The sequence below is a fragment of the Arthrobacter sp. 05T444 genome, from assembly GCF_056395905.1.
Genome location: NZ_JBFTKK010000003.1, coordinates 117,137 through 137,867, shown reverse-complemented (window position 1 = coordinate 137,867; position 20,731 = coordinate 117,137). Strand labels below are relative to the sequence as shown.

Sequence of the window (20,731 nt, the reverse complement as noted above, 5' to 3'; positions counted from 1 at the left end):
GTGGCCGGATCCGGCGGTTTCCACGTGAGCGGCCAGCCGATCCACGCTTTCAGCGCCGCCGAAACCGCCGCCATGGACATCGCCCTGGAAGCTGCCCTGCAGGGGCCGCGGGGCGCCAACCCCCTGGTGGGTGCCGTCGTCGTCGGCCCTGACGGCCGTCACCTGGTGACCGGCTACCACCGCGGGGCCGGAACGGCGCACGCCGAGGCCGACGCCATAGCGGCAGCGGTCAGCACAGGAGTGGATCTCAGCGGATCCACCATGGTGGTCACCCTGGAACCCTGCAACCATGTGGGACGCACGGGACCCTGCGCGCAGGCGATCATTGATGCCGGAATAGCGAATGTCGTGTACGCCGTCGACGACCCCCACGATCCAGCGGCCGGTGGGGCAGCCACCCTGCGCTCCGCAGGGGTCGGCGTGCGGAGCGGACTGGCAGCGGACCGCGCGCTGGAGCTGAACCGGCGCTGGTTCCAGGCTGTCGAGGCCAAGCGCCCCTTCGTGACACTGCACATCGCCCAGACGCTGGACAGCCGGATCGCTGCTGAAGACGGCACTAGCCAGTGGATCTCCAGCCCGGAGTCTCTGGCGGACAACCACGCCATCCGGCGCCGGATCGACGCCATCCTCGTCGGCACCCAGACAGTCCTCGTGGACAACCCGCGGCTCACGGCGAGGGATGCCAACGGCGATGCCTCCGGCGAACAGCCCCTGCGGGCCGTGATGGGTCTTCGCGACGTTCCCGACGACGCCGCCGTGCGCGGCGACGACGGCAAAATCCTCCATTTGCCCACCCGTGAGCCCGGCGAGGCACTGTCCCTGCTGTTTGCGGCAGGCGCGCGTCACGTCATGGTGGAGGGCGGATCCAAGATCCTGAGCGCCTTCCTGACGGATGGCCTGGTGGACGAACTGATCGTGTACCTGGCGCCCACGCTGCTCGGATCGGGAATCGCTGCGCTCAGCGGCCTCGGAATCGGCACCCTTGCCGATGCCCAGCGCTGGGAATGGGATGCAGCCTCCGGCGGAGCAGTCCAGAAGCTGGGCAGGGACCTTCGGCTGCACCTGCGTCCGGAAGGTCCGGCAGGACCGCATGCCACCCAAAGCCCTGCGCCGGCAGCGGCGCACTCCACGTCAACCAATTCACTACCTGCCCGCACAGCAGCGGGCACAGCCATGGGAGGCTACTGATGTTCACCGGAATTATTGCCGAGCAGGGGAAGGTCCTGTCCGTGGACCGTAATGGGGATGTGAGCGCAACGTTGCGCCTGCACGCCCCCGGCACCGCCGACGGTTTGCCGCTGGGCGGTTCGATCGCCGTCAACGGGGTCTGCCTCACCGCGACCGAGATTGACGGCAAGGACTTCAGCGTCGACGTCATGGGGGAGACCCTCATCCGCAGCACCATCGGCGAACTCACCGCGGGCGACGCCGTCAACCTTGAACGCTGCGTGCCGGCAGGCGGCCGCCTTGACGGCCATGTGGTCCAGGGCCATGTGGACGGGGTCGGCGAACTCCTCGAACGCGAGGCCCAAGGGAACTGGGAACGGCTCCGGTTCGGAGTGCCGCTGCGGCTGGCGCGCTACATCGCGGAGAAGGGATCCATCGCCATCGACGGCGTCTCCCTCACGGTCACGGCTGTCAGCCCGGCCCAGGAAACCGCTCCCTGGTTCGAGGTGGGCCTTATCCCGACCACCCTGGCCGACACCGGACTGGGCGCCAAGCCGGCCGGCGGAAAAGTGAACCTCGAAGTGGACGTACTGGCAAAGTACACCGAACGGCTGCTGGCGTTCAGCGGCACGGCAACGGTTACGGAGGACCAGAAGTGAGCGCGGCAAAACTCGATTCGGCTGCCACCGGCACGCTGACGCTTGATCCGATCGGGGACGCTGTCCGGGCAATGGCGGCCGGCCGGCCCGTGCTGGTGGTTGACAACGAGGACCGCGAAAACGAAGGCGACATCATCTTCGCGGCCCAGCACGCCACCCCGGCCCTGATGGGCTGGACCATCCGTTACAGCTCGGGCGTCATCTGTGTTCCGCTCGCGGGTCCCCGCGCGGATGCCCTGGACCTGCCGCCCATGGTGGAGGTCAACCAGGATGCGAAGGGCACCGCATACACGGTCTCCTGTGATGCCGCCGCCGGCGTCAGCACGGGCATCTCTGCCACGGACCGGGCGCTGACCGCCAGGGTCCTCGCGGACCCCGGCAGCCAACCGGAGTCGCTGACACGCCCCGGGCATATTTTCCCGCTGCGGGCCGTTAAGGGGGGAGTGCGTGAACGCCCCGGCCACACCGAAGCGGCCGTGGACTTGTGCCGGCTCGCCGGACTGGAGCCTGTGGGCGTGATCGCAGAAGTTGTGTACGACGACGGTGAAATGATGCGGCTGGATGGCCTGCGGGTTTTCGCCGCGGAACACGGTTGCCCCTTGATTTCGATCGAGGACCTCGTGGCATACCTTGAGGTAAACGACCGTGTATCTTCACAGGGGAGCAGTCCGGAAGCCAGTCCGGCCGGAGAAGGGGAAAGACGATGACCGCAACTCAAGCAGCGGAGACCAGTAGCAACGGCCGGGTGCCGCATCCGGTAAGCGGCGGTCCTGTGGTGCAGCTGCCCGGGGCGTTCGGGAACCTCGTGACGCAGGCCTGGACCGATCTGATCACTGGCGCGGAGCACCTCGCTGTGAGCTCTCCCAACCCTCCCAGGGACGGCAAGGCTCCCCTCGTCCGGCTGCACTCCGAATGCCTCACCGGCGACGTCTTCGGGTCCTACCGCTGCGACTGCGGCGAGCAGCTCGCCTATGCCCTGGAAATGATCGAGGCAAACGGCGGTACGCTCCTGTACCTGCGCGGCCAGGAGGGCCGCGGCATCGGACTGGCCAACAAGATCAAGGCTTACGCCCTGCAGGAGGCCGGCTTCGATACGGTCGAGGCCAATGAGCAGCTCGGGCTGCCCGTGGACGCCAGGTGCTACAACGCCGCAGCGCAGATCCTGGCCGAGATGGGACTCCACGAGATCAGGCTGCTGAGCAACAACCCGGACAAGCAGAACCGACTGGCCAAGGCCGGCGTCAAGGTGGTGGAGATGGTTCCCACCGAGGTGCCCTCACGGGAACAGAACATCCGCTACCTTCAGACCAAGAAGGACCGGATGGACCACATGCTCACCCTGGATGGGCAGGCCGCGACTGTACCTGGCAACGGCTCAGGCACTTTTGACCACGAACAAGACTGAAGGATCAACACCACCCATGAGCGGACACGGCGCACCACAGATCGACCTCACCACCCTCAACCCGGCGGAAACCTCGCAGCTGAAGCTGGCCATCGTGGCCGCCAGCTGGCACACCCAGATCATGGACGGACTCTTGGACGGCGCGCTCCGCGCAGCCAAGGACGCGGGCATCAGCGAACCCACCGTTCTCCGGGTGCCCGGCAGCTTTGAGCTTCCCGTAGCCGCAGCGCGGCTGGCACCGCATTTTGACGCCGTCGTTGCCCTCGGCGTCGTCATCCGCGGCGGAACGCCCCACTTCGACTACGTCTGCCAGGCGGCGACGTCAGGGCTCACCGACGTCAGCGTCACCACCGGCGTTCCGGTCGGGTTCGGCGTGCTGACCTGCGACACCGAGGAGCAGGGCCTGGACCGGGCGGGACTGCCGGACTCCTCGGAGGACAAGGGCCACGAGGCCGTCACAGCTGCGCTGACCACCGCGCTGCTGCTCAAGCAGTACTGAGTAACCGCAAGGCCAGTCGAGACAGCGGGGATGGGGCGGACGCACCCAGCGTGTGTATTCGCTCACATCCCCGCCGTCATGCAACGGCCCGACAGGCGGGGTCCGGCCCGGAGCAAGTAGTCTGGAGGGCGTGAAGAATTTCGAGACGCTGTTCGCAGAACTGAGTGAGAAGGCAGCCACCCGTCCGGAGGGCTCCCGCACCGTCGCCGAATTGGAGTCCGGAGTCCACGGCATTGGCAAGAAAGTCGTGGAGGAAGCCGCCGAAGTCTGGATGGCGGCAGAGTACGAGTCCGACGACGCCGCGGCCGAAGAGATCTCGCAGCTCCTGTACCACCTGCAGGTCCTGATGCTGGCCAAGGGCCTGAGCCTGGAAGACGTTTACAAGCATCTGTAGCCGCGTCCGCGTGGCCCGCTTGCCTGAACTGAAAACTTCCAACCCCAGAAAGACCTACCATGCTGCGAGTAGCTGTACCCAATAAGGGATCCCTGTCCGAAGCCGCGTCTGCGATGCTCTCCGAGGCGGGCTACCGCCAGCGCCGCGATACCCGCGAGCTGGTCATGGTGGACCCTGACAACGAGATCGAATTCTTCTTCCTCCGCCCCCGGGACATCGCCGTGTACGTGGGCCAGGGAACGCTTGACGTCGGCATCACCGGCCGCGACCTCCTTCTGGACGCACAGGTGGAGGCAGAGGAACTGCTTCCGCTGGGATTCGCGGCGTCCACCTTCCGCTTCGCCGGTCCGGTAGGCGATTTCTCCGACGTGTCCGAACTCGAAGGCAAGCGGCTGGCCACTAGCTACGACGGCCTGCTGCGCGACTACCTGGCAGACCGCGGCATCAAGGCCAAAGTCGTCCGCCTCGACGGTGCCGTGGAATCCTCTGTCCGCCTCGGCGTGGCGGACGCGATCGCCGACGTCGTCGAAACCGGCAACACGCTCAAGGCCGCCGGCATGGAGATCTTCGGGGATCCCATTCTCAAGTCCGAAGCCGTCCTGATCCGCCGCACCGGGCAGGGAGGCGCCGCGAACGGCACCTCGAAAGAGATCGAGGTCCTGATCCGCCGCCTCCAGGGCGTCCTGGTGGCGCGCCAGTACGTGCTCATGGATTACGACATCCGCAAGGACCTCGTAGAGGAAGCCGCCGCGCTCACCCCCGGCCTCGAGTCGCCCACGGTCTCGCCGTTGCGTGATTCCGAGTGGGTTGCCGTCCGCTCCATGGTCCCCAAGAAGGAAACCAACCGGATCATGGACGAGCTGTACGACCTCGGCGCCCGCGCCATCCTGGTCAGCAGCATCCACGCCTGCCGCATCTGAGCCGCCTCCGCAAACGCGGGCCCTTCATTAACAGCATTCTGCAGGACAACAGGAGAAGTCATGGCTGTAGCCGTACGCGTCATTCCGTGCCTGGACGTTGATGCCGGCCGTGTGGTCAAGGGCATCAACTTCGAAGGACTCCGCGACGCCGGAGACCCCGTCGAACTGGCCCACCGCTACGACAACGCCGGCGCGGACGAGCTCACCTTCCTGGACGTGACGGCGTCGTCGGGCAACCGGGAAACGACGTTCGACGTCGTCCGGCGCACCGCAGAGGAAGTGTTCATCCCGCTCACCGTGGGCGGTGGCGTCCGCGGGGTTGCCGAAGTGGACAAGCTGCTCCGCTTCGGTGCGGACAAGGCGTCCATCAACACCGCTGCCGTGGCACGCCCCGACGTCATCGACGAAATCACCAAGCACTTTGGCTCCCAGGTGCTGGTGCTGTCCGTGGACGCACGGCGCACCCGCCCCGGATCCGAGCCCACGGCGTCGGGCTTTGAAGTCACCACCCACGGCGGCCGCCAAGGCACCGGAATCGACGCCGTCGCCTGGGCGACGGAAGCTGCCGACCGGGGAGTCGGGGAAATCCTGCTCAACTCGATCGACGCCGACGGCACGAAGGACGGCTTCGACCTCGAGCTGATCCGGCTCGTCAGGGCCGCCGTCAGGGTCCCCATCATCGCCTCCGGCGGTGCCGGCGAACCCGCGCACTTCCCGCCCGCCGTCGAGGCCGGTGCGGACGCCGTGCTGGCCGCCTCGATCTTCCACTGGGGCCCGGACGACATGATGTCGCAGGTCAAGGCGGCCATCCGCGAAGCCGGTTTCGAAGTCCGCTAGGAAAGCCGGCAGACCAGCTGGTTGAGCCTGTCGAAACCAGACTTTTGACACCTGATTTCGGCAGGCTTAATCAGCGGTGGTTCGACAGGCTAACTCGGTGACACTTACAGCCCGACTTCGGCTGACTGAAGAAGCGCGACGGCGTCCGGCTGGCCCTCGAAGGTCACCAGAGCATGGCGGGTGCGGCCGTGGGCGTGCATCAGCAGTTCGCCGGGCTCGCCGACGATGGCTACGGAGACCGGCGCGCGTTTCGCGACATGCCGGGGGCCGGAGGGCCGGACGAGAACGATGCCGAGGTCCACGCCGCGGTAAAGGATGGCAGCCCGCTTGATGAGTTCATCCCACAGGGCCTCTGAATACTCCTCGTCGAGGGCACGCGGTGCCCAGCGGTCCACGGCACGCCGAATGTCCTCCGTGTGGACGAAGTATTCGATCAGGTTGGAGCTTTCGTCCAGCGCCTTGATCTTCATCGGCGACAAAGCAGGCGGTCCGGCGCGGAACGAGTTCACCAGTTTGCTGTAATCGTCGGCCGTCTTGAGCTTCGAAGCCAGCTTGGCCGTGGCTTTGTCGGAAGCCCTGGACAGGCCCTTGATGATCAGGCCGAGGCCCACAGCGGCCTTCCGCTCGCGCAGATACAGGTGTGCTGCCAGGTCCCTGGTCTTCCAGCCACGGCAAAGCGTGGGGGACTCAGGGCCGGCCGCCAGCAGGGTTTCGGCCAGGACTTCTCGGGACGGGTCGACGAAATGCATCACTTGTGAAACTAGCACGTCGCCGGGGCAGTTGCGCAGCGAATCGATTCGCCAATTTGTGCTGTTCTTCACACTGATCGGGGCCATGTGGTGAGGCACTAGACTTGACCTGATGTCTGAGCAGCCCGCCCCCAGCCCCACACCCGGTTCAGCCCCTGCCGCCGCCGTCGGCACTGCTGCCGGCGACCGCCCGTCCGCAAGCCCGCTTCCCGCCGAAATCGCCGCTGCCCTGAAGCGGGACGGCGCCGGACTGGTGGCCGCGATCGTGCAGCAGCACGACACCGACGAGGTGCTCATGCTCGGCTGGATGGACGACGAAGCCCTGAGCCGCACGATGACCACCGGCCGGGTGACCTTCTACTCCCGGTCCCGCCAGGAGTACTGGCGCAAGGGAGACACCTCGGGCCACGTGCAGTGGGTCAAATCGGTGGCCCTCGACTGCGACGGCGATGCCCTCCTCGTGCGCGTCGATCAGGTCGGCGCAGCCTGCCACACCGGAACACGCACGTGCTTCGACGGCCGCGGCCTCGACGTCGTGACCGGAACGGCCGAATAGCCCGCGTTGCACTCACCAGGTCCATCGAATCAGGCACAACCCAAGAACAGACGGAGAACCAATAGCCATGCAGGACCTTGGAATCATCAGCCCGGGCCTGGAAGAATTCCGGGAACTTGCCGGCCACAGCCGTGTCATCCCTGTCCGGCTCAAGGTGCTGGCCGACGCCGAAACGCCCATCGGCCTCTACCGGAAACTGGCACAGGGCCAGCCGGGCACCTTCCTGATGGAATCGGCGGCCGTCGGCGGCGCCTGGTCCAGGTACTCCTTCATCGGCGCACGGTCCCGCGCCACACTGACCACCAAGGACGGGCAGGCACACTGGCTTGGCCAACCGCCCACCGGTGTTCCCGTTGACGGCAACCCGGTCGACGCCATCCGGGACACGATCGATGCCCTGCGCACCGACCGGTTCGACGGACTGCCTCCGTTCACCTCGGGGCTTGTGGGCTTCCTCGGCTGGGAGACCGTCCGGCACTGGGAAAGGCTGACCAGCCCTCCCGAAGACGATCTTCAGCTGCCCGAAATGGCGCTGAACCTCGTCACGGACATGGCCGTCCACGACAACATGGACGGCACGGTGCTGCTGATCGCGAACGCGATCAACTTCGACAACAGCCCCGACCGCGTAGACGAAGCCTGGCAGGATGCCGTCACTCGCGTGAAGGAACTGCTGGCCCGCGTCAGTACTCCCGTGACCCAGCCCGTGTCAGTGCTGGAGCCCGCGGCCCTCGACTTCGCGTCCAGTGTCCAGGAACGGTGGGACGAGCCTGCCTACCTCGCTGCCCTGGACCGCGGGAAGGAGGCGATCGTTGACGGGGAAGTCTTCCAGGTGGTCATCTCCCGCCGCTTCGAGATGGAGTGCGGCGCATCCCCGCTTGACGTCTACCGGGTGCTCCGCAACACGAACCCGAGCCCCTACATGTACATCTTCAGCCTCGAGGACGCGGACGGCCGGGAGTACTCGATCGTCGGTTCGTCGCCCGAGGCGTTGGTGACGGTCACCGGCGACGACGTCATAACGCACCCCATTGCCGGGTCCCGCCCGCGCGGCAAGACCGTGGAAACGGACAAGGCCCTCGCCGAAGAACTCCTGGCGGACGAAAAGGAACGGGCGGAACACCTGATGCTGGTGGACCTCTCCAGAAACGACCTCTCCAAGGTTTGCGTGGCGGGGTCCGTGGACGTGACGCAGTTCATGGAGGTGGAACGCTTCAGCCACATCATGCACCTCGTCTCCACGGTCGTGGGACGGCTCGCCCCCACCGCGAAGGCGTACGACGTCCTGAAGGCAACCTTCCCGGCCGGAACACTGTCCGGCGCCCCGAAACCCCGCGCCCTGCGCCTGCTCGATGAGCTTGAGCCGCACCGGCGCGGAATCTACGGCGGCGTGGTGGGATACCTCGACTTCGCCGGGGACATGGACATGGCCATTGCCATCCGCTCGGCGCTGCTGCGCGAAGGGCGGGCCTATGTCCAGGCCGGCGGCGGCATCGTGGCGGACTCAGTCAATCCCACCGAGGCGCTGGAAACTGTCAACAAGGCGGCCGCTCCGCTCCGTGCAGTCCACACGGCGGGCTCGCTGCACAACATCGCGCCGGACTCTGTCTCCGCGGCTGACGCCACCGGCCGGAAGGCCGGGAAGGAAACCGGCCGGAAGGCGGGGAAGGAAACCGGCCGGACGGCCGGGACGGAAACCGGCCCGAAAGCCGGCGCAGAAGCCGGAACAGAGTCCTGATGGCGGTTCCGGCAGAGTCCGCCGCCAAGACCAAAGCCCGCAGCAGCACTCCGGCATGGGCGCGGAAATCCACCGTGGTCCTGCTCATTGCCGTACTGGCGCTGGCGGTCTTCGGCACCACCACCCAGACCTGGCTGACTGTCCATCTTGACCCGCAGCAACTGGGACAGGGCGCCGCGGAACAGAACGGACTCCAGGTCCAGGGGAGCAAGGCAGCCACCACGGTGACCGCGCTTGCCCTCGTCGCGCTGGCCGGCGGCCTCGCCGCGTCCATCGCCGGCAGGATCGCCCGCTGGATCATTACGGCCATCATCGTGCTGGCGGCCGTCGGGATCGTCACCGCTGCGGCGACCGTACTCGCGGACCCGCTGGCGGCCGCACAGGGTTCCATCGCCGCTGCCACCGGCATCAGCGGGAGCAGCGCGGAGGTGGGCGTCACGGCGTTTCCCGTCCTCGCCGTCGTCGCCGGTTCCCTTCTCGCGCTTGGCGGGCTCCTGGTTGTCCCGGCGGGACGGCGCTGGAAGGCGCGGACCAAGTACGACACCGCCGCACCAGGCAGCCGTGGCGCCCAGACCGGCCCTGTCGACGAGATCGACAGCTGGGACCGGCTCTCGCGCGGCGACGATCCCACCTGAGCCGGATGGTCACGGAGCCACGCGGCGTGCCTGCCGATGACTAAGGCCGCGCCAAAAAATGGCAGAATGTAAGCAGTATTGATCCTGAGGAGATTCACATGAGCAAAGCCACTGTTTCCGGTACTAAGCCCGCGGCGCCCGGAAAGACGCACCACGGCATCGACCACAGCATTGACCTGGGCCACGGCAACAGCCCGGCCGCGTGGACCTGCGTGATCGTCATGCTGATCGGCGCCCTCATCGCCGCCATCGCGTTTGTCATCGCCAGCACCCCCATCTTCGTGGCAGGTGCCGCGGTCATGGTGCTCGGCCTGCTGGCCGGTTTCATCATGCGCAAGGCGGGCTACGGCGTGGGCGGCAGCAAGATCAAGGGCACCGGCCACTAACCGTGACGGTTCTCGACGACATCAATGCCGGTGTCAGGGAGGACATGGACGGCCGCAAGCGCCTCGTGTCCCTCGCGGAACTCAAGGACCGCGCCCTGGCAGCGGCTCCGGCGCGCGACGCATGGGCAGCCCTCGACGGGCCGTCGGCCACCCGCGATCAGCTCAAGGTCATTGCCGAGATCAAGCGCCGCAGCCCGTCAAAGGGCGACCTCGCGAACATCGTGGACCCGGCCTCGCTGGCGGCGCTTTATGCCGACGGCGGCGCCGCCGTGATCAGCGTGCTGACCGAACAGCGCCGCTTCAACGGCTCGCTGGCGGACCTGGATGCGGTCCGGGCCCGCGTGGACGTCCCGCTGCTCCGCAAGGATTTCACCCTGGACGAGTACCAGATCTGGGAGGCACGCGCCCACGGTGCGGACCTTGTCCTGCTGATCGTGGCCGCTTTGTCCGATCAGCAGCTGCGTGAATTTAGTGCGCTCAGCCGGGAACTTGGCATGAATGTCCTGGTGGAGACGCACACGCCGGAGGAGATCGAGCGGGCCGTGGATGCCGACGCCCGGATCATCGGTGTCAACGTGCGCAACCTCAAGACGCTCGACGTCGACCGGTCCCTTTTTGCCTCACTGGCCGGAAGCATTCCGGCCGGCGCGGTCGTGGTGGCGGAATCCGGCGTGCGGGGAGCCGACGACGTCGCCCGCTACGCGGCAAACGGCGCCAACGCCATCCTCGTGGGAGAGGCGCTCGTCAGTGACGCCACACCGCGCGAACGCATCGCGGAGTTCGCCGCAGCCGGGGCAGCAGCGATCGCTGCCCGCGTCTGAGCTTCGCCCTAACCGTGGCGCCATCCGGGAAACAGCCCGCAATAGGCTGCGCACCGGATGCCGCCTGACATCAATTAGTCAAAAGTGAACAGGATGGTGAGACTGATGGCCGAAGCGCCGACAGCCGGCTCTGACGAAGGCTCGGTGGACGCATTCCTGCAGGGAGGCGCATCGCTGCGCCACGCCCCGGGACCCTACTTCGGTTCCTACGGGGGCCGATGGATGCCTGAATCACTGATTGCGGCCCTGGACGAACTGGAAGACACGTTCGAAAAAGCCAAGGCGGACCCCGAATTCACCGCGCAGATCGCCGATCTAAACAAGAACTATTCCGGGCGGCCCTCGCTTCTGACCGAGGCCAAGCGGTTCGCCGAGCACGCCGGGGGAGTGCGCATCTTCCTCAAGCGCGAAGACCTCAACCACACCGGCTCGCACAAGATCAACAACGTGCTGGGCCAGGCGCTGCTTGCCAAGCGCATGGGCAAGACGCGTGTCATCGCCGAGACCGGTGCCGGCCAGCACGGCGTGGCCAGCGCCACGGCCGCCGCGCTGCTGGGCTTGGAATGCGTCGTCTACATGGGCGCGGAAGACTGCCGCCGGCAGGCCTTGAACGTGGCCCGGATGGAGCTCCTGGGAGCCACCGTCGTTCCTGTCACGAACGGGTCGCAGACCCTCAAGGACGCCATCAACGAGGCGCTCCGCGACTGGGTGGCCAACGTCGGAAACACCCACTACCTGCTCGGCACCGCAGCGGGCGCCCACCCGTTCCCCGCGATGGTCCGTTACTTCCACGAGGTCATCGGTGAGGAAGCCCGCGCGCAGATCCTCGACCAGACCGGCCGCCTGCCGGACGCGGTCTGCGCCTGCATCGGCGGCGGCTCCAACGCCATCGGCATCTTCCACGGCTTCCTCGACGACGCCTCCGTTAAGATCTACGGCTTCGAGGCCGGCGGCGACGGCGTGGAAACCGGACGCCACGCGGCGACCATCACGCTCGGCCGGCCCGGCGTGCTGCACGGTGCGCGGTCGTACCTCATGCAGGACGACGACGGCCAGACCATCGAATCGCACTCCATCTCCGCCGGACTGGACTACCCGGGCGTCGGCCCGGAGCACTCGTACCTCGCCGACATCGGACGGGTCAGCTACGAGCCCATCACGGACAGCGAAGCCATGGAGGCCTTCCGGCTCCTGTGCCGCACCGAAGGCATCATTCCGGCCATCGAGTCCTCGCACGCCCTTGCCGGCGCCATCAAGGTGGGGCAGCGGCTGGCCGCTGAGGAGGCCGCAGCGGGCAACGCATCGGACAAGATCGTGATCGTCAACCTGTCCGGCCGGGGCGACAAGGATGTGGCAACAGCAGCCGAATGGTTCGACCTCCTGGAGAAGGATTCGGCAGAGGCCGCCATCGGCAAGGAAGGGGAACAGCTGTGAGCACCGCGCAGATGACCAGCAAATCGGCAATCGCCATTGACAAGGCCCGCGCGGAAGGACGGGCGGCCCTCATCGGCTACCTGCCCGCCGGCTACCCCAGCGTCGAGGAAACCATCGCCGCCGGCATAGCCCTGGCACGCAACGGCGCTGACCTTATCGAGATCGGCATTCCGTACTCGGATCCGGTAATGGACGGCCCGGTCATCCAGGCCGCCACCACGGAAGCCCTCGCCAACGGGTTCCACGTCCGCCAGGTCTTCGACGTCGTGGCAGGCATCACGGCCGAAACCGACGCTGCCGTCCTGGTTATGACCTACTGGAACCCCGTGATCCGGATGGGCGTGGACGAATTTTCCCGCCGCCTCGCCGAAGCCGGGGGAGCGGGCCTGATCACTCCGGACCTCATCCCGGACGAAGCCGCGGACTGGATGGAAGCCTCCGACAAGTACGGGCTGGACCGGGTGTTCCTTGTGGCCCCCTCGTCCTCGACCGAGCGCATGCGGCGCACCGTCGAGGCCAGCCGGGGTTTCGTCTATGCCGTCTCCATCATGGGTGTCACCGGTGCCCGGTCGTCCGTGAGCACGGCAGCCAAGGGCGTGGTGGCCGCGGCCAAAGAGGCCGGCGCGGAGCGTGTTTGCGTGGGCCTCGGCGTATCGAACGCGGACCAGGTGGCGGAAATTGCCGCCTATGCCGACGGTGTGATCGTGGGAACAGCCCTCGTGTCCGCCATCCGCGACGGCGGCGTGGACGCCGTGGCCAGCCTGACCAAAGACCTTAGCGCCGGACTGACCAGGAAGTAGCCCTCCATCATGCAGATGTTCCACTCCGCGGCCGCGCTGGCGAATATGGTGCCGGCGGGCTTCGTCCCGACGAGCATTCCGAGCCCCGACTGGTCCGGCTTCGACATTCCACTGCCGTGGGGCACGCTGCGCATCCATGCCTACGCCCTGTGCATCCTCGCGGGCATTATCGTCGGCCTGTGGCTGACGTCGGTGCGGTGGGCAAAGCGCGGAGCTCCCGAAGGCAGCGTGTGGGACATCGTCATTTGGGCCATCCCGTTCGGCATCATCGGCGGCCGGCTCTATCACGTGTTCTCCTCCCCGGACGCCTACTTCGGGCCGGGTTTTGACGGCACGGGGGACCTGTCCCTGATCCCGCAAATCCAGCGCGGCGGCCTGGGCATCTGGGGTGCCGTGGTGCTGGGCGCCTTCGGCGCCTGGATCGGCTGCCGCCGGGCGGGCGTCAAGCTCACGGCGTTCCTGGACGCCGCGGCGCCGGGACTGCTGCTCGCGCAGGCCGTTGGCCGCTGGGGCAACTACTTCAACCAGGAGCTCTTCGGCGGCCCCACCACGCTGCCCTGGGGTCTCCAGGTTGACTCCGACAACCCCAACTTCCCGTCCGGATTCCCTGCGGACACGCTGTTCCACCCCACCTTCCTGTACGAGTCGCTCTGGAACCTCGTGGGTGTGCTCATCCTTCTGGCGCTGGACCGGCGGTTCCACTTCCGCCGCGGCCGGCTTTTCTGGGTCTACGCCATGTACTACACACTGGGCCGGGTGTGGATCGAAGCCATGCGCATCGATGATGCCGAACAGATCAGCCTCTTCGGCATCACCACACGGCTCAATGTCTGGACCAGCATCTTAGTGTTCATCGCTGCTCTGGCCGTGTTCATCGTGCTGGGCTTGCGCAGGAAGGGCGATCAGCAGAGCGTCTACCTCCCCGGCCGTGAGCCCGTTGCCGGGCCCGGCACTGAGTCCGCCGTCGAAACGGCCGGCGACAAGGCCGCCGTTAAAACGGCCGGCGACAAGTCCGCCGACGAAACGGGCGGTGACAGACCCGTCGGCGAGACGGCGGACGGCGACGTGGGCCCCGCTAAAGAGACGGTCGGTGCGTCGGTAGCGCCGGCTGTCACCGGGAAAACGGACGACGGCGGGACCTCGCCGGAGAAGGCAAGCGGCCGTCGTGCAGCAGCCGATACCGTCCGTGATGCGGACGCCGTTGTCTCAGATAGTGAATCGCGTGATAATCTCCCAGATAACCAAAACGGTCCAGGCCACGCTTCTGCCCCAACGGAAGCAGTGCCGGCAGCCACTGGCGGCAACACGTCCGCCAAGGACTCGCCGGACACCGGAAAATCCGGTGCTGCTGCCACCGGACCTGCGCCGAAAGCTGACGGCACCCGCTAGTTCAGCGCCGGCACCGAGGGCAGCCAGAGCCACCGCTTGGAGCGCCCAACACCACAGCGTCGTGGCATCAGGGCCCATGCCGGGCAGCATAGAGCTGCTGACCGGTCAAGCCCGGGCGGAGAGCCTGCGTAACTGTTAGTTCAGCAGTCTTCCCTGCCCTACAATTTCCAGTAACTAACACTTTGTTGTGCCCATCACACCGGCGCTCTGAGTGGGGCCAACGTTGTCCCTTCCATACGCACGATCAGGAGGAAGGACGTCTCCCATGACCCAAACTCTTCACAGCCCCAGCTGGTCCGAACCGAACCAGCCGGACGCCGCCATGTCACCGTTTAAACGGTTTGCGGCGCTCCCCGAGGCAGCCGGGCTCTACAACCCGGAGCAGGAGAAGGACGCCTGCGGTCTTGCGATTATCGCCACCCTGCGCGGGGAGCCCGGCTACGACATCGTTGATGCCGCGCTCACGGCCCTGCGCAACCTCGAGCACCGCGGAGCCGTTGGCGCCGACGAGGGAACGGGCGACGGCGCCGGGCTGCTGATGCAGGTACCGGACGAGTTCTTCCGCGCCGTCACCGAATTCGAACTCCCGGCACCCGGGCAGTATGTCGTGGGCACCGCCTTCCTCCCCGCCGAGCAGCGTGAGGCCGATGCCGCCAAGGCAGGCATCGATGGCCTCGCCGCTGACGAGGGCCTCACCGTCCTCGGCTGGCGCGAAGTGCCGATCGTGGCCGACCTGGTCGGCGCCATGGCCCGCGCCTGCATGCCGTACTTCTCGCAGCCGTTCTTCGCCTCCTCCACCGGCGAGCAGCTGGACCGCAACGAACTCGATTCCCGCGCCTGGCGGATCCGCAAGCGCGCCCAAAACAAGTTTGGCGTCTACTTCCCGTCGCTGTCCTCACGGACCATCGTCTACAAGGGCATGCTGACCACGGCCCAGCTGGAGCCGTTCTACCCGGACCTCTCCGACAAGCGCTTCAAGACCAAGCTCGCGATCGTCCACTCCCGCTTCTCCACCAACACCTTCCCGTCCTGGCCACTCGCACAGCCGTTCCGCACCATCGCCCACAATGGTGAAATCAACACCGTCAAGGGCAACCGGAACTGGATGCGCGCCCGCCAGTCCCAGCTGGCCAACCCGCTGCTGGGGGATTCCCCGGAAGAACTGTTTCCGATCTGCACCCCCGGTGCCTCTGACTCGGCGTCCTTCGATGAGGTGGCGGAGCTGCTCTGGCTCTCCGGCCGCCCCATCACGCACTCGATCATGATGATGATCCCGGAGGCGTGGGAAAACCACGCCACCATGGATCCGGCACGCCGTGCGTTCTACGAGTACCACTCCCTGTTGATGGAGCCGTGGGACGGACCGGCCGCTGTGTCGTTCACCGACGGCAACCTCGTCGGGGCCACGCTGGACCGCAACGGACTGCGCCCCGGCCGCTACTGGATCACCGAGGACGGCCTGGTCGTCTTCGCCTCCGAGGTGGGCGTCATCGACGTCGAACCCTCCAAGGTGGTCAAGAAGGGCCGCGTTTCCCCCGGCAAGATGTTCCTGGTGGACACCGAAGCCGGCCGGATCATCGACGACGAAGAGGTCAAGGCCGAGGTCGCCGCGGCGAACCCCTGGGCCGAATGGGTCAAGGACAACCTGATCGACCTCAACGAGCTCCCCGAGCGCGAGCACGTGGTGCACACGGCCGCGTCCGTGAACATCCGCCAGCGGACCTTTGGCTACACCACCGAAGAGCTCAAGATCCTGCTCGGCCCGATGGCACGCACGGGGGCCGAGCCGCTGGGTGCCATGGGCTCCGATACGCCGGTTGCCGTCCTGTCCAAGCGCCCCCGGCTGCTGTTCGATTACTTTGTGCAGTCCTTCGCGCAGGTCACCAACCCGCCGCTGGACGCGATTCGTGAAGAGCTGGTCACGTCGCTGACGTGCGCCATCGGCCCCAACGGCAACCTGCTCGACACCAAGCAGGTCCGCCAGCCGCAGGTTTCGCTGCCGTTCCCGGTCATCAACAACGACCAGCTGGCGAAGATCGCCAACATCGAGAATGCTGACGGCGACAAGGTCGCCATGAAGGTTCGCGGCCTCTACCGGCCCGAGGGCGGCGAGAACGCCCTGCGTGCCCGGCTGACCGAGATCTGCGAGCAGGTTTCGGGCGCCATCAACCGCGGTGTGCAGTACGTGGTGCTGTCCGACCGTGACTCCAACGCCCAGTGGGCGCCCATTCCTTCGCTGCTGCTGGTCAGCGCCGTGCACCACCACCTGCTGCGCAGCGCCAACCGCACCAAGACGGCCCTCGTGGTCGAGGCCGGCGACGTCCGCGAGACGCACCATGTGGCAGTGCTCGTGGGCTACGGCGCCTCGGCCGTCAACCCGTACCTGGCCATGGAGTCCGTGGAGCAGCTCATCACAGCAGGCGACGTCGTTGGCGTCACCGCGCAGGATGGCGTCTACAACCTCATCAAGGGGCTCGGCAAGGGCGTCCTGAAGATCATGTCCAAGATGGGTATCTCCACCGTGGCCTCCTACACCGGTGCGCAGACCTTCGAAGCGCTCGGCCTGGGCCAGGAGCTCGTGGACGAATTCTTCTCAGGCACGCACTCCCAGCTGGGCGGCGTGGGCCTGGACGTCATCGCGGCCGAAGTGTCCGCACGGCACCAGATGGCCTACCCCGAGGGCGGCATTGAGCAGCCGCACCGCCCGCTGCTCGGCGGCGGCGAATACCAGTGGCGCCGCGACGGCGAGCCGCACCTCTTCAACCCGGAGACGGTCTTCCGGCTGCAGCACGCCACGCGTGAGCGCCGCTACGACATCTTCAAGTCCTACACCAAGGGCGTGGACGACCAGTCCGAGAACCTGATGACCCTGCGCGGTCTCCTTAAGTTCAAGGACGGCGCCCGTCCCGCAGTGCCGCTCGAGGAAGTGGAGCCGGTCTCCAGCATCGTCAAGCGGTTCTCCACGGGTGCCATGAGCTACGGCTCCATCTCCAAGGAAGCCCACGAAACGCTCGCGATCGCGATGAACCGCCTGGGCGGCAAGTCCAACACCGGTGAAGGCGGCGAGGACGTGGACCGCCTGCTCGATCCCGAGCGCCGCTCCGCCGTCAAGCAGATCGCATCCGGCCGGTTCGGTGTCACGAGCCTGTATCTGACCAACGCTGACGACATCCAGATCAAGATGGCTCAGGGCGCCAAGCCCGGCGAAGGCGGCCAGCTGATGGCCCAGAAGGTTTACCCCTGGGTTGCCCGGACCCGCCACTCGACCCCCGGCGTCGGACTGATTTCCCCGCCCCCGCACCACGACATTTACTCCATCGAGGACCTTGCGCAGCTCATCTACGATGCCAAGCGCGCCAATCCTTCGGCCCGCGTGCACGTCAAGCTCGTCTCCGAGGTGGGCATCGGCACAGTTGCCGCCGGTGTGACGAAGGCGAAGGCCGACGTCGTGCTCGTTTCCGGACACGACGGCGGAACCGGCGCCTCGCCGCTGAACTCGCTCAAGCACGCCGGTGTCCCGTGGGAGCTGGGGCTCGCAGAGACCCAGCAGACGCTCATGCTCAACGGCCTGCGCGACCGCGTGGTGGTGCAGGTGGACGGCCAGCTCAAGACCGGCCGCGACGTCGTGATTGCTGCCCTGCTCGGCGGCGAGGAATTCGGCTTCGCCACGGCCCCGCTGGTGGTCGAAGGCTGCATCATGATGCGCGTCTGCCACCTGGACACGTGCCCGGTGGGCGTTGCCACGCAGAACCCCGAGCTGCGGGCCCGCTTCAGCGGCAAGCCCGAGTTCGTGGTCAACTTCTTCGAGTTCCTGGCAGAGGAAGTCCGCGAAATCCTCGCGGAACTTGGCTTCCGGAGCATCGAGGAAGCGATTGGCCACGCAGAAATGCTGGACACCCGCGAGGCGATCAACCACTGGAAGGCCGAGGGCCTGGACCTTGATCCGATCCTGCACGGGCTGGAGTTCGACGACGACGCCCCGCTGCGGAACCTGACCGGCCAGAACCACGAGCTGGACAAGCACTTCGACCAGCGGCTCATCGCCATGGCAGCGGAAGCGCTGAGCGACCGCGCCCCGGTGAAGATTGCCGTGGATGTCATCAACACCGACCGTTCGGTGGGCACCATGCTCGGCCACGTGGTCACCAAGACGTTCAGCACGGACGTGCTGGCCACGGACACTATCGACATCACGCTCACGGGAACGGCCGGCCAGTCGCTGGGCGCCTTCCTGCCTGCCGGCATCACGCTGCGCATGTACGGCGATTCCAATGACTACGTCGGCAAGGGCCTCTCCGGCGGCCGGATCATCGTCCGCCCGGACCGCACCAACGTGTTCAATGCGGAGAGCAACGTGATCGCCGGAAACGTGATCGGCTACGGCGCCACGAGCGGCGAAATGTTCCTGCGCGGCCAGGTGGGCGAACGCTTCCTGGTCCGGAACTCCGGCGCCACGGCGGTAGTCGAGGGCATCGGCGACCACGGCTGCGAGTACATGACCGGCGGCCAGACGCTCATCATCGGACGGACCGGGCGCAACTTCGGCGCCGGCATGTCCGGCGGCACGGCCTACGTTCTGGACCTGCGGACCACCCGCGTGAACAAGCAGGCGCTGGAGTCCGGCGAGCTGCAGCTCCGCGACCTGGACGCCGAGGACCGCGACATCGTGCACGGCCTCCTCGTCAAGCACGTCGAGGAAACCGACTCGCAGCTCGCGGCGCGCCTGCTCGAGAACTTCGATGACACCGCTGCCCGCATTACCAAGGTGCTGCCGCGCGACTACGCGGCCGTGCTGCAAACCCGTCTTGACGCCATCGAAGAGGGCCTGGACCCCGACGGCGAAGAAGTTTGGTCTCGAATCCTGGAGGTGACCGGTGGCTGACCCACGCGGATTTCTGAAAGTACGCCAGCGTGAAACCCAGCCACGCCGCCCCGTTCCCGTCCGCATCATGGACTGGAAGGAAGTCTATGAGGCCCAGGAAAAGGGTGTCCTCAAGAGCCAGGCCGGCCGCTGCATGGATTGCGGCGTGCCGTTCTGCCACCAGGGCTGCCCGCTCGGGAACCTGATCCCCGAGTGGAACGACCTCATGTGGCGGGACAAGGGCGAGGAAGCGATTGAGCGGCTGCACGCCACCAACAATTTCCCCGAGTTCACCGGCCGCCTGTGCCCGGCTCCCTGCGAGGCGTCCTGCGTGCTGGGCATCAACCAGCCCGCCGTGACCATCAAGCAGGTGGAGGTTTCCATCATCGATGAGGCCTTCGACAACGGCTGGGTCAACCCGCTGCCTCCCACGCGCCTCACCGGCAAGACGGTCGCCGTCGTCGGCTCCGGCCCGGCAGGTCTGGCGGTCGCCCAGCAGCTGACGCGCGTGGGCCACACCGTGGCAGTCTACGAACGCGACGACAAGATCGGGGGACTGCTGCGCTACGGCATCCCCGATTTCAAGATGGAAAAAGAGCAGGTGGACCGCCGGCTTGAGCAGATGAAGGCTGAAGGCACCCGCTTCCGTACCGGCGTCGCCGTCGGCACGGACGTGACGTGGGAGCAGCTGCGCCGCCGTTACGACTCAGTGGTCATTGCCACCGGCGCCACCGTGCCGCGCGACCTGAACATCCCGGGCCGCGAGCTTGACGGTGTCCACTTCGCGATGGACTACCTCGTGCCGGCCAACCGCGTAGTGGCGGGGGAGTCGGTGGAAAACCAGATCCACGCCAAGGGCAAGCATGTGGTGATCCTTGGCGGCGGTGACACCGGCGCTGACTGCCTCGGCACCGCGCACCGCCACGGCGCCGCGTCGGTGACCACCCTGGCCATCGGCAAGCAGCCCCCGGCGGAACGGGCGGGCCACCAGCCCTGGCCGACTTTTCCCACGCTTTTCGAAGTTGCCAGCGCCCACGAAGAAGGCGGTGAGCGCACGTACCTCGCCTCCACCGTGGAATTTGTCGGTGAAAACGGCAAGCTGACCGGCGTCAAGGTCGCCGAAACCGAGTTCGTTGACGGCAAGCGGCTGCCCAAGGCCGGCACCGAGCGGATCATCCCCGCGGACCTGGTGTTCCTCTCCCTGGGCTTCACCGGTGCCGAGCCTGCCGGCATCACCGAGCAGGTCAGCGCTGAATTCGACGGCCGCGGCAACGTGTCCCGCGACGGCTATTACATGACCAACACCGAGGGCGTGTTCGTGGCCGGCGATGCCGGACGCGGCCAGTCGCTCATTGTGTGGGCCATCGCCGAAGGCCGTGCCTGCGCAGCCGCGGTGGACAAGTTCCTGATGGGGAGCACAATCCTTCCGGCTCCCGTGGCCCCGACGGACCGCGCCATCGCCGTCCTCTAGCGATGCCTCG

The 20,731-nt window shown here is 66.8% G+C and carries 19 protein-coding genes; 18 read left to right on the top strand and 1 reads right to left on the bottom strand.

Features of this window, described 5'->3' with window-relative positions; translation table 11 throughout:
- Positions 1–72 precede the first annotated feature (72 nt).
- The 8 genes from ribD (at position 73) to hisF (ending at position 5,881) form a co-directional block, all read left to right on the top strand.
- A complete protein-coding gene (ribD, locus tag AC1DD3_RS04815; RefSeq protein WP_230116783.1) occupies positions 73–1,188 on the top strand; it encodes a bifunctional diaminohydroxyphosphoribosylaminopyrimidine deaminase/5-amino-6-(5-phosphoribosylamino)uracil reductase RibD in 1,116 nt (371 codons plus the stop codon).
- Complete coding sequence (locus tag AC1DD3_RS04810; protein ID WP_230116661.1) at positions 1,188–1,826, top strand: riboflavin synthase; 639 nt, start codon at positions 1,188–1,190, stop codon at positions 1,824–1,826. Before ribD ends, AC1DD3_RS04810 begins: the two co-directional genes overlap by 1 nt.
- Positions 1,823–2,533: a 3,4-dihydroxy-2-butanone-4-phosphate synthase gene (gene ribB, locus AC1DD3_RS04805; protein WP_230116660.1), complete on the top strand. Its 711-nt coding sequence runs from the start codon at positions 1,823–1,825 to the stop codon at positions 2,531–2,533. Before AC1DD3_RS04810 ends, ribB begins: the two co-directional genes overlap by 4 nt.
- Positions 2,530–3,231 (top strand): GTP cyclohydrolase II, encoded by a 702-nt coding sequence (gene ribA / locus AC1DD3_RS04800; RefSeq protein WP_230116659.1) that lies wholly within the window; start codon positions 2,530–2,532, stop codon positions 3,229–3,231. Before ribB ends, ribA begins: the two co-directional genes overlap by 4 nt.
- A gap of 16 nt (positions 3,232–3,247) precedes the next feature.
- On the top strand, positions 3,248–3,730 hold the full coding sequence (gene ribH / locus AC1DD3_RS04795) for a 6,7-dimethyl-8-ribityllumazine synthase (RefSeq protein WP_230116658.1): 483 nt from the start codon (positions 3,248–3,250) through the stop codon (positions 3,728–3,730).
- 130 nt (positions 3,731–3,860) lie between these two features.
- Positions 3,861–4,124, top strand: coding sequence for a phosphoribosyl-ATP diphosphatase (locus AC1DD3_RS04790; RefSeq protein WP_476876018.1), 264 nt, complete (start codon positions 3,861–3,863; stop codon positions 4,122–4,124).
- Positions 4,125–4,183: 59 nt separating this feature from the next.
- On the top strand, positions 4,184–5,044 hold the full coding sequence (gene hisG / locus AC1DD3_RS04785; RefSeq protein ID WP_230116656.1) for an ATP phosphoribosyltransferase: 861 nt from the start codon (positions 4,184–4,186) through the stop codon (positions 5,042–5,044).
- Between the two features lie 60 nt (positions 5,045–5,104).
- Positions 5,105–5,881 carry an imidazole glycerol phosphate synthase subunit HisF gene (gene hisF, locus AC1DD3_RS04780; RefSeq protein ID WP_230116655.1) on the top strand — a complete coding sequence of 259 codons (777 nt, stop codon included), beginning with the start codon at positions 5,105–5,107 and terminating at the stop codon, positions 5,879–5,881.
- A 104-nt stretch (positions 5,882–5,985) separates the two neighbouring features.
- On the opposite strand, the gene AC1DD3_RS04775 is transcribed toward hisF, so the two are convergent.
- Positions 5,986–6,630: a TIGR03085 family metal-binding protein gene (locus AC1DD3_RS04775; protein ID WP_230116654.1), complete on the bottom strand. Its 645-nt coding sequence runs from the start codon at positions 6,628–6,630 to the stop codon at positions 5,986–5,988.
- Positions 6,631–6,742: 112 nt separating this feature from the next.
- Between AC1DD3_RS04775 and hisI the strand changes: the two genes are divergently transcribed.
- The 10 genes from hisI (at position 6,743) to AC1DD3_RS04725 (ending at position 20,721) form a co-directional block, all read left to right on the top strand.
- Entirely contained in the window at positions 6,743–7,186 is a 444-nt protein-coding gene (gene hisI / locus AC1DD3_RS04770; RefSeq protein ID WP_230116653.1) for a phosphoribosyl-AMP cyclohydrolase, read from the top strand.
- Between the two features lie 67 nt (positions 7,187–7,253).
- Positions 7,254–8,924: an anthranilate synthase component I gene (locus AC1DD3_RS04765; RefSeq protein WP_476881097.1), complete on the top strand. Its 1,671-nt coding sequence runs from the start codon at positions 7,254–7,256 to the stop codon at positions 8,922–8,924.
- Positions 8,924–9,559, top strand: a complete 636-nt coding sequence (locus AC1DD3_RS04760) for a Trp biosynthesis-associated membrane protein (protein ID WP_230116651.1) — start codon at positions 8,924–8,926, stop codon at positions 9,557–9,559. The genes AC1DD3_RS04765 and AC1DD3_RS04760 overlap by 1 nt, the downstream gene beginning before the upstream one ends.
- A 98-nt stretch (positions 9,560–9,657) precedes the next feature.
- A complete protein-coding gene (locus AC1DD3_RS04755) occupies positions 9,658–9,945 on the top strand; it encodes an HGxxPAAW family protein (protein ID WP_230116650.1) in 288 nt (95 codons plus the stop codon).
- 2 nt (positions 9,946–9,947) lie between these two features.
- Positions 9,948–10,766: an indole-3-glycerol phosphate synthase TrpC gene (gene trpC / locus AC1DD3_RS04750; protein WP_476881096.1), complete on the top strand. Its 819-nt coding sequence runs from the start codon at positions 9,948–9,950 to the stop codon at positions 10,764–10,766.
- 105 nt (positions 10,767–10,871) lie between these two features.
- Positions 10,872–12,200, top strand: a complete 1,329-nt coding sequence (gene trpB, locus AC1DD3_RS04745; RefSeq protein ID WP_476881130.1) for a tryptophan synthase subunit beta — start codon at positions 10,872–10,874, stop codon at positions 12,198–12,200.
- Between the two features lie 11 nt (positions 12,201–12,211).
- Positions 12,212–13,000: a tryptophan synthase subunit alpha gene (trpA, locus tag AC1DD3_RS04740; protein WP_230116781.1), complete on the top strand. Its 789-nt coding sequence runs from the start codon at positions 12,212–12,214 to the stop codon at positions 12,998–13,000.
- A 9-nt stretch (positions 13,001–13,009) separates the two neighbouring features.
- Positions 13,010–14,389 (top strand): prolipoprotein diacylglyceryl transferase, encoded by a 1,380-nt coding sequence (gene lgt, locus AC1DD3_RS04735; protein ID WP_476881095.1) that lies wholly within the window; start codon positions 13,010–13,012, stop codon positions 14,387–14,389.
- Positions 14,390–14,654: 265 nt separating this feature from the next.
- Positions 14,655–19,271, top strand: coding sequence for a glutamate synthase large subunit (gene gltB / locus AC1DD3_RS04730; protein ID WP_230116647.1), 4,617 nt, complete (start codon positions 14,655–14,657; stop codon positions 19,269–19,271).
- Positions 19,264–20,721 (top strand): glutamate synthase subunit beta, encoded by a 1,458-nt coding sequence (locus AC1DD3_RS04725; protein ID WP_230116646.1) that lies wholly within the window; start codon positions 19,264–19,266, stop codon positions 20,719–20,721. Before gltB ends, AC1DD3_RS04725 begins: the two co-directional genes overlap by 8 nt.
- Positions 20,722–20,731: the final 10 nt, after the last annotated feature.

Excerpts from the sequence above, each read along its gene's own strand:
- ribD (WP_230116783.1), top strand. The coding sequence starts at position 73 with ATGGACATCGCCCTGGAAGCTGCCCTGCAGGGGCCGCGGGGCGCCAAC.
- AC1DD3_RS04810 (WP_230116661.1), top strand. The coding sequence starts at position 1,188 with ATGTTCACCGGAATTATTGCCGAGCAGGGGAAGGTCCTGTCCGTGGAC.
- ribA (WP_230116659.1), top strand. The coding sequence starts at position 2,530 with ATGACCGCAACTCAAGCAGCGGAGACCAGTAGCAACGGCCGGGTGCCG.
- ribH (WP_230116658.1), top strand. The coding sequence starts at position 3,248 with ATGAGCGGACACGGCGCACCACAGATCGACCTCACCACCCTCAACCCG.
- hisG (WP_230116656.1), top strand. The coding sequence starts at position 4,184 with ATGCTGCGAGTAGCTGTACCCAATAAGGGATCCCTGTCCGAAGCCGCG.
- hisF (WP_230116655.1), top strand. The coding sequence starts at position 5,105 with ATGGCTGTAGCCGTACGCGTCATTCCGTGCCTGGACGTTGATGCCGGC.
- AC1DD3_RS04775 (WP_230116654.1), bottom strand. The coding sequence starts at position 6,630 with ATGCATTTCGTCGACCCGTCCCGAGAAGTCCTGGCCGAAACCCTGCTG.
- hisI (WP_230116653.1), top strand. The coding sequence starts at position 6,743 with ATGTCTGAGCAGCCCGCCCCCAGCCCCACACCCGGTTCAGCCCCTGCC.
- AC1DD3_RS04765 (WP_476881097.1), top strand. The coding sequence starts at position 7,254 with ATGCAGGACCTTGGAATCATCAGCCCGGGCCTGGAAGAATTCCGGGAA.
- AC1DD3_RS04760 (WP_230116651.1), top strand. The coding sequence starts at position 8,924 with ATGGCGGTTCCGGCAGAGTCCGCCGCCAAGACCAAAGCCCGCAGCAGC.
- AC1DD3_RS04755 (WP_230116650.1), top strand. The coding sequence starts at position 9,658 with ATGAGCAAAGCCACTGTTTCCGGTACTAAGCCCGCGGCGCCCGGAAAG.
- trpB (WP_476881130.1), top strand. The coding sequence starts at position 10,872 with ATGGCCGAAGCGCCGACAGCCGGCTCTGACGAAGGCTCGGTGGACGCA.
- trpA (WP_230116781.1), top strand. The coding sequence starts at position 12,212 with ATGACCAGCAAATCGGCAATCGCCATTGACAAGGCCCGCGCGGAAGGA.
- lgt (WP_476881095.1), top strand. The coding sequence starts at position 13,010 with ATGCAGATGTTCCACTCCGCGGCCGCGCTGGCGAATATGGTGCCGGCG.
- gltB (WP_230116647.1), top strand. The coding sequence starts at position 14,655 with ATGACCCAAACTCTTCACAGCCCCAGCTGGTCCGAACCGAACCAGCCG.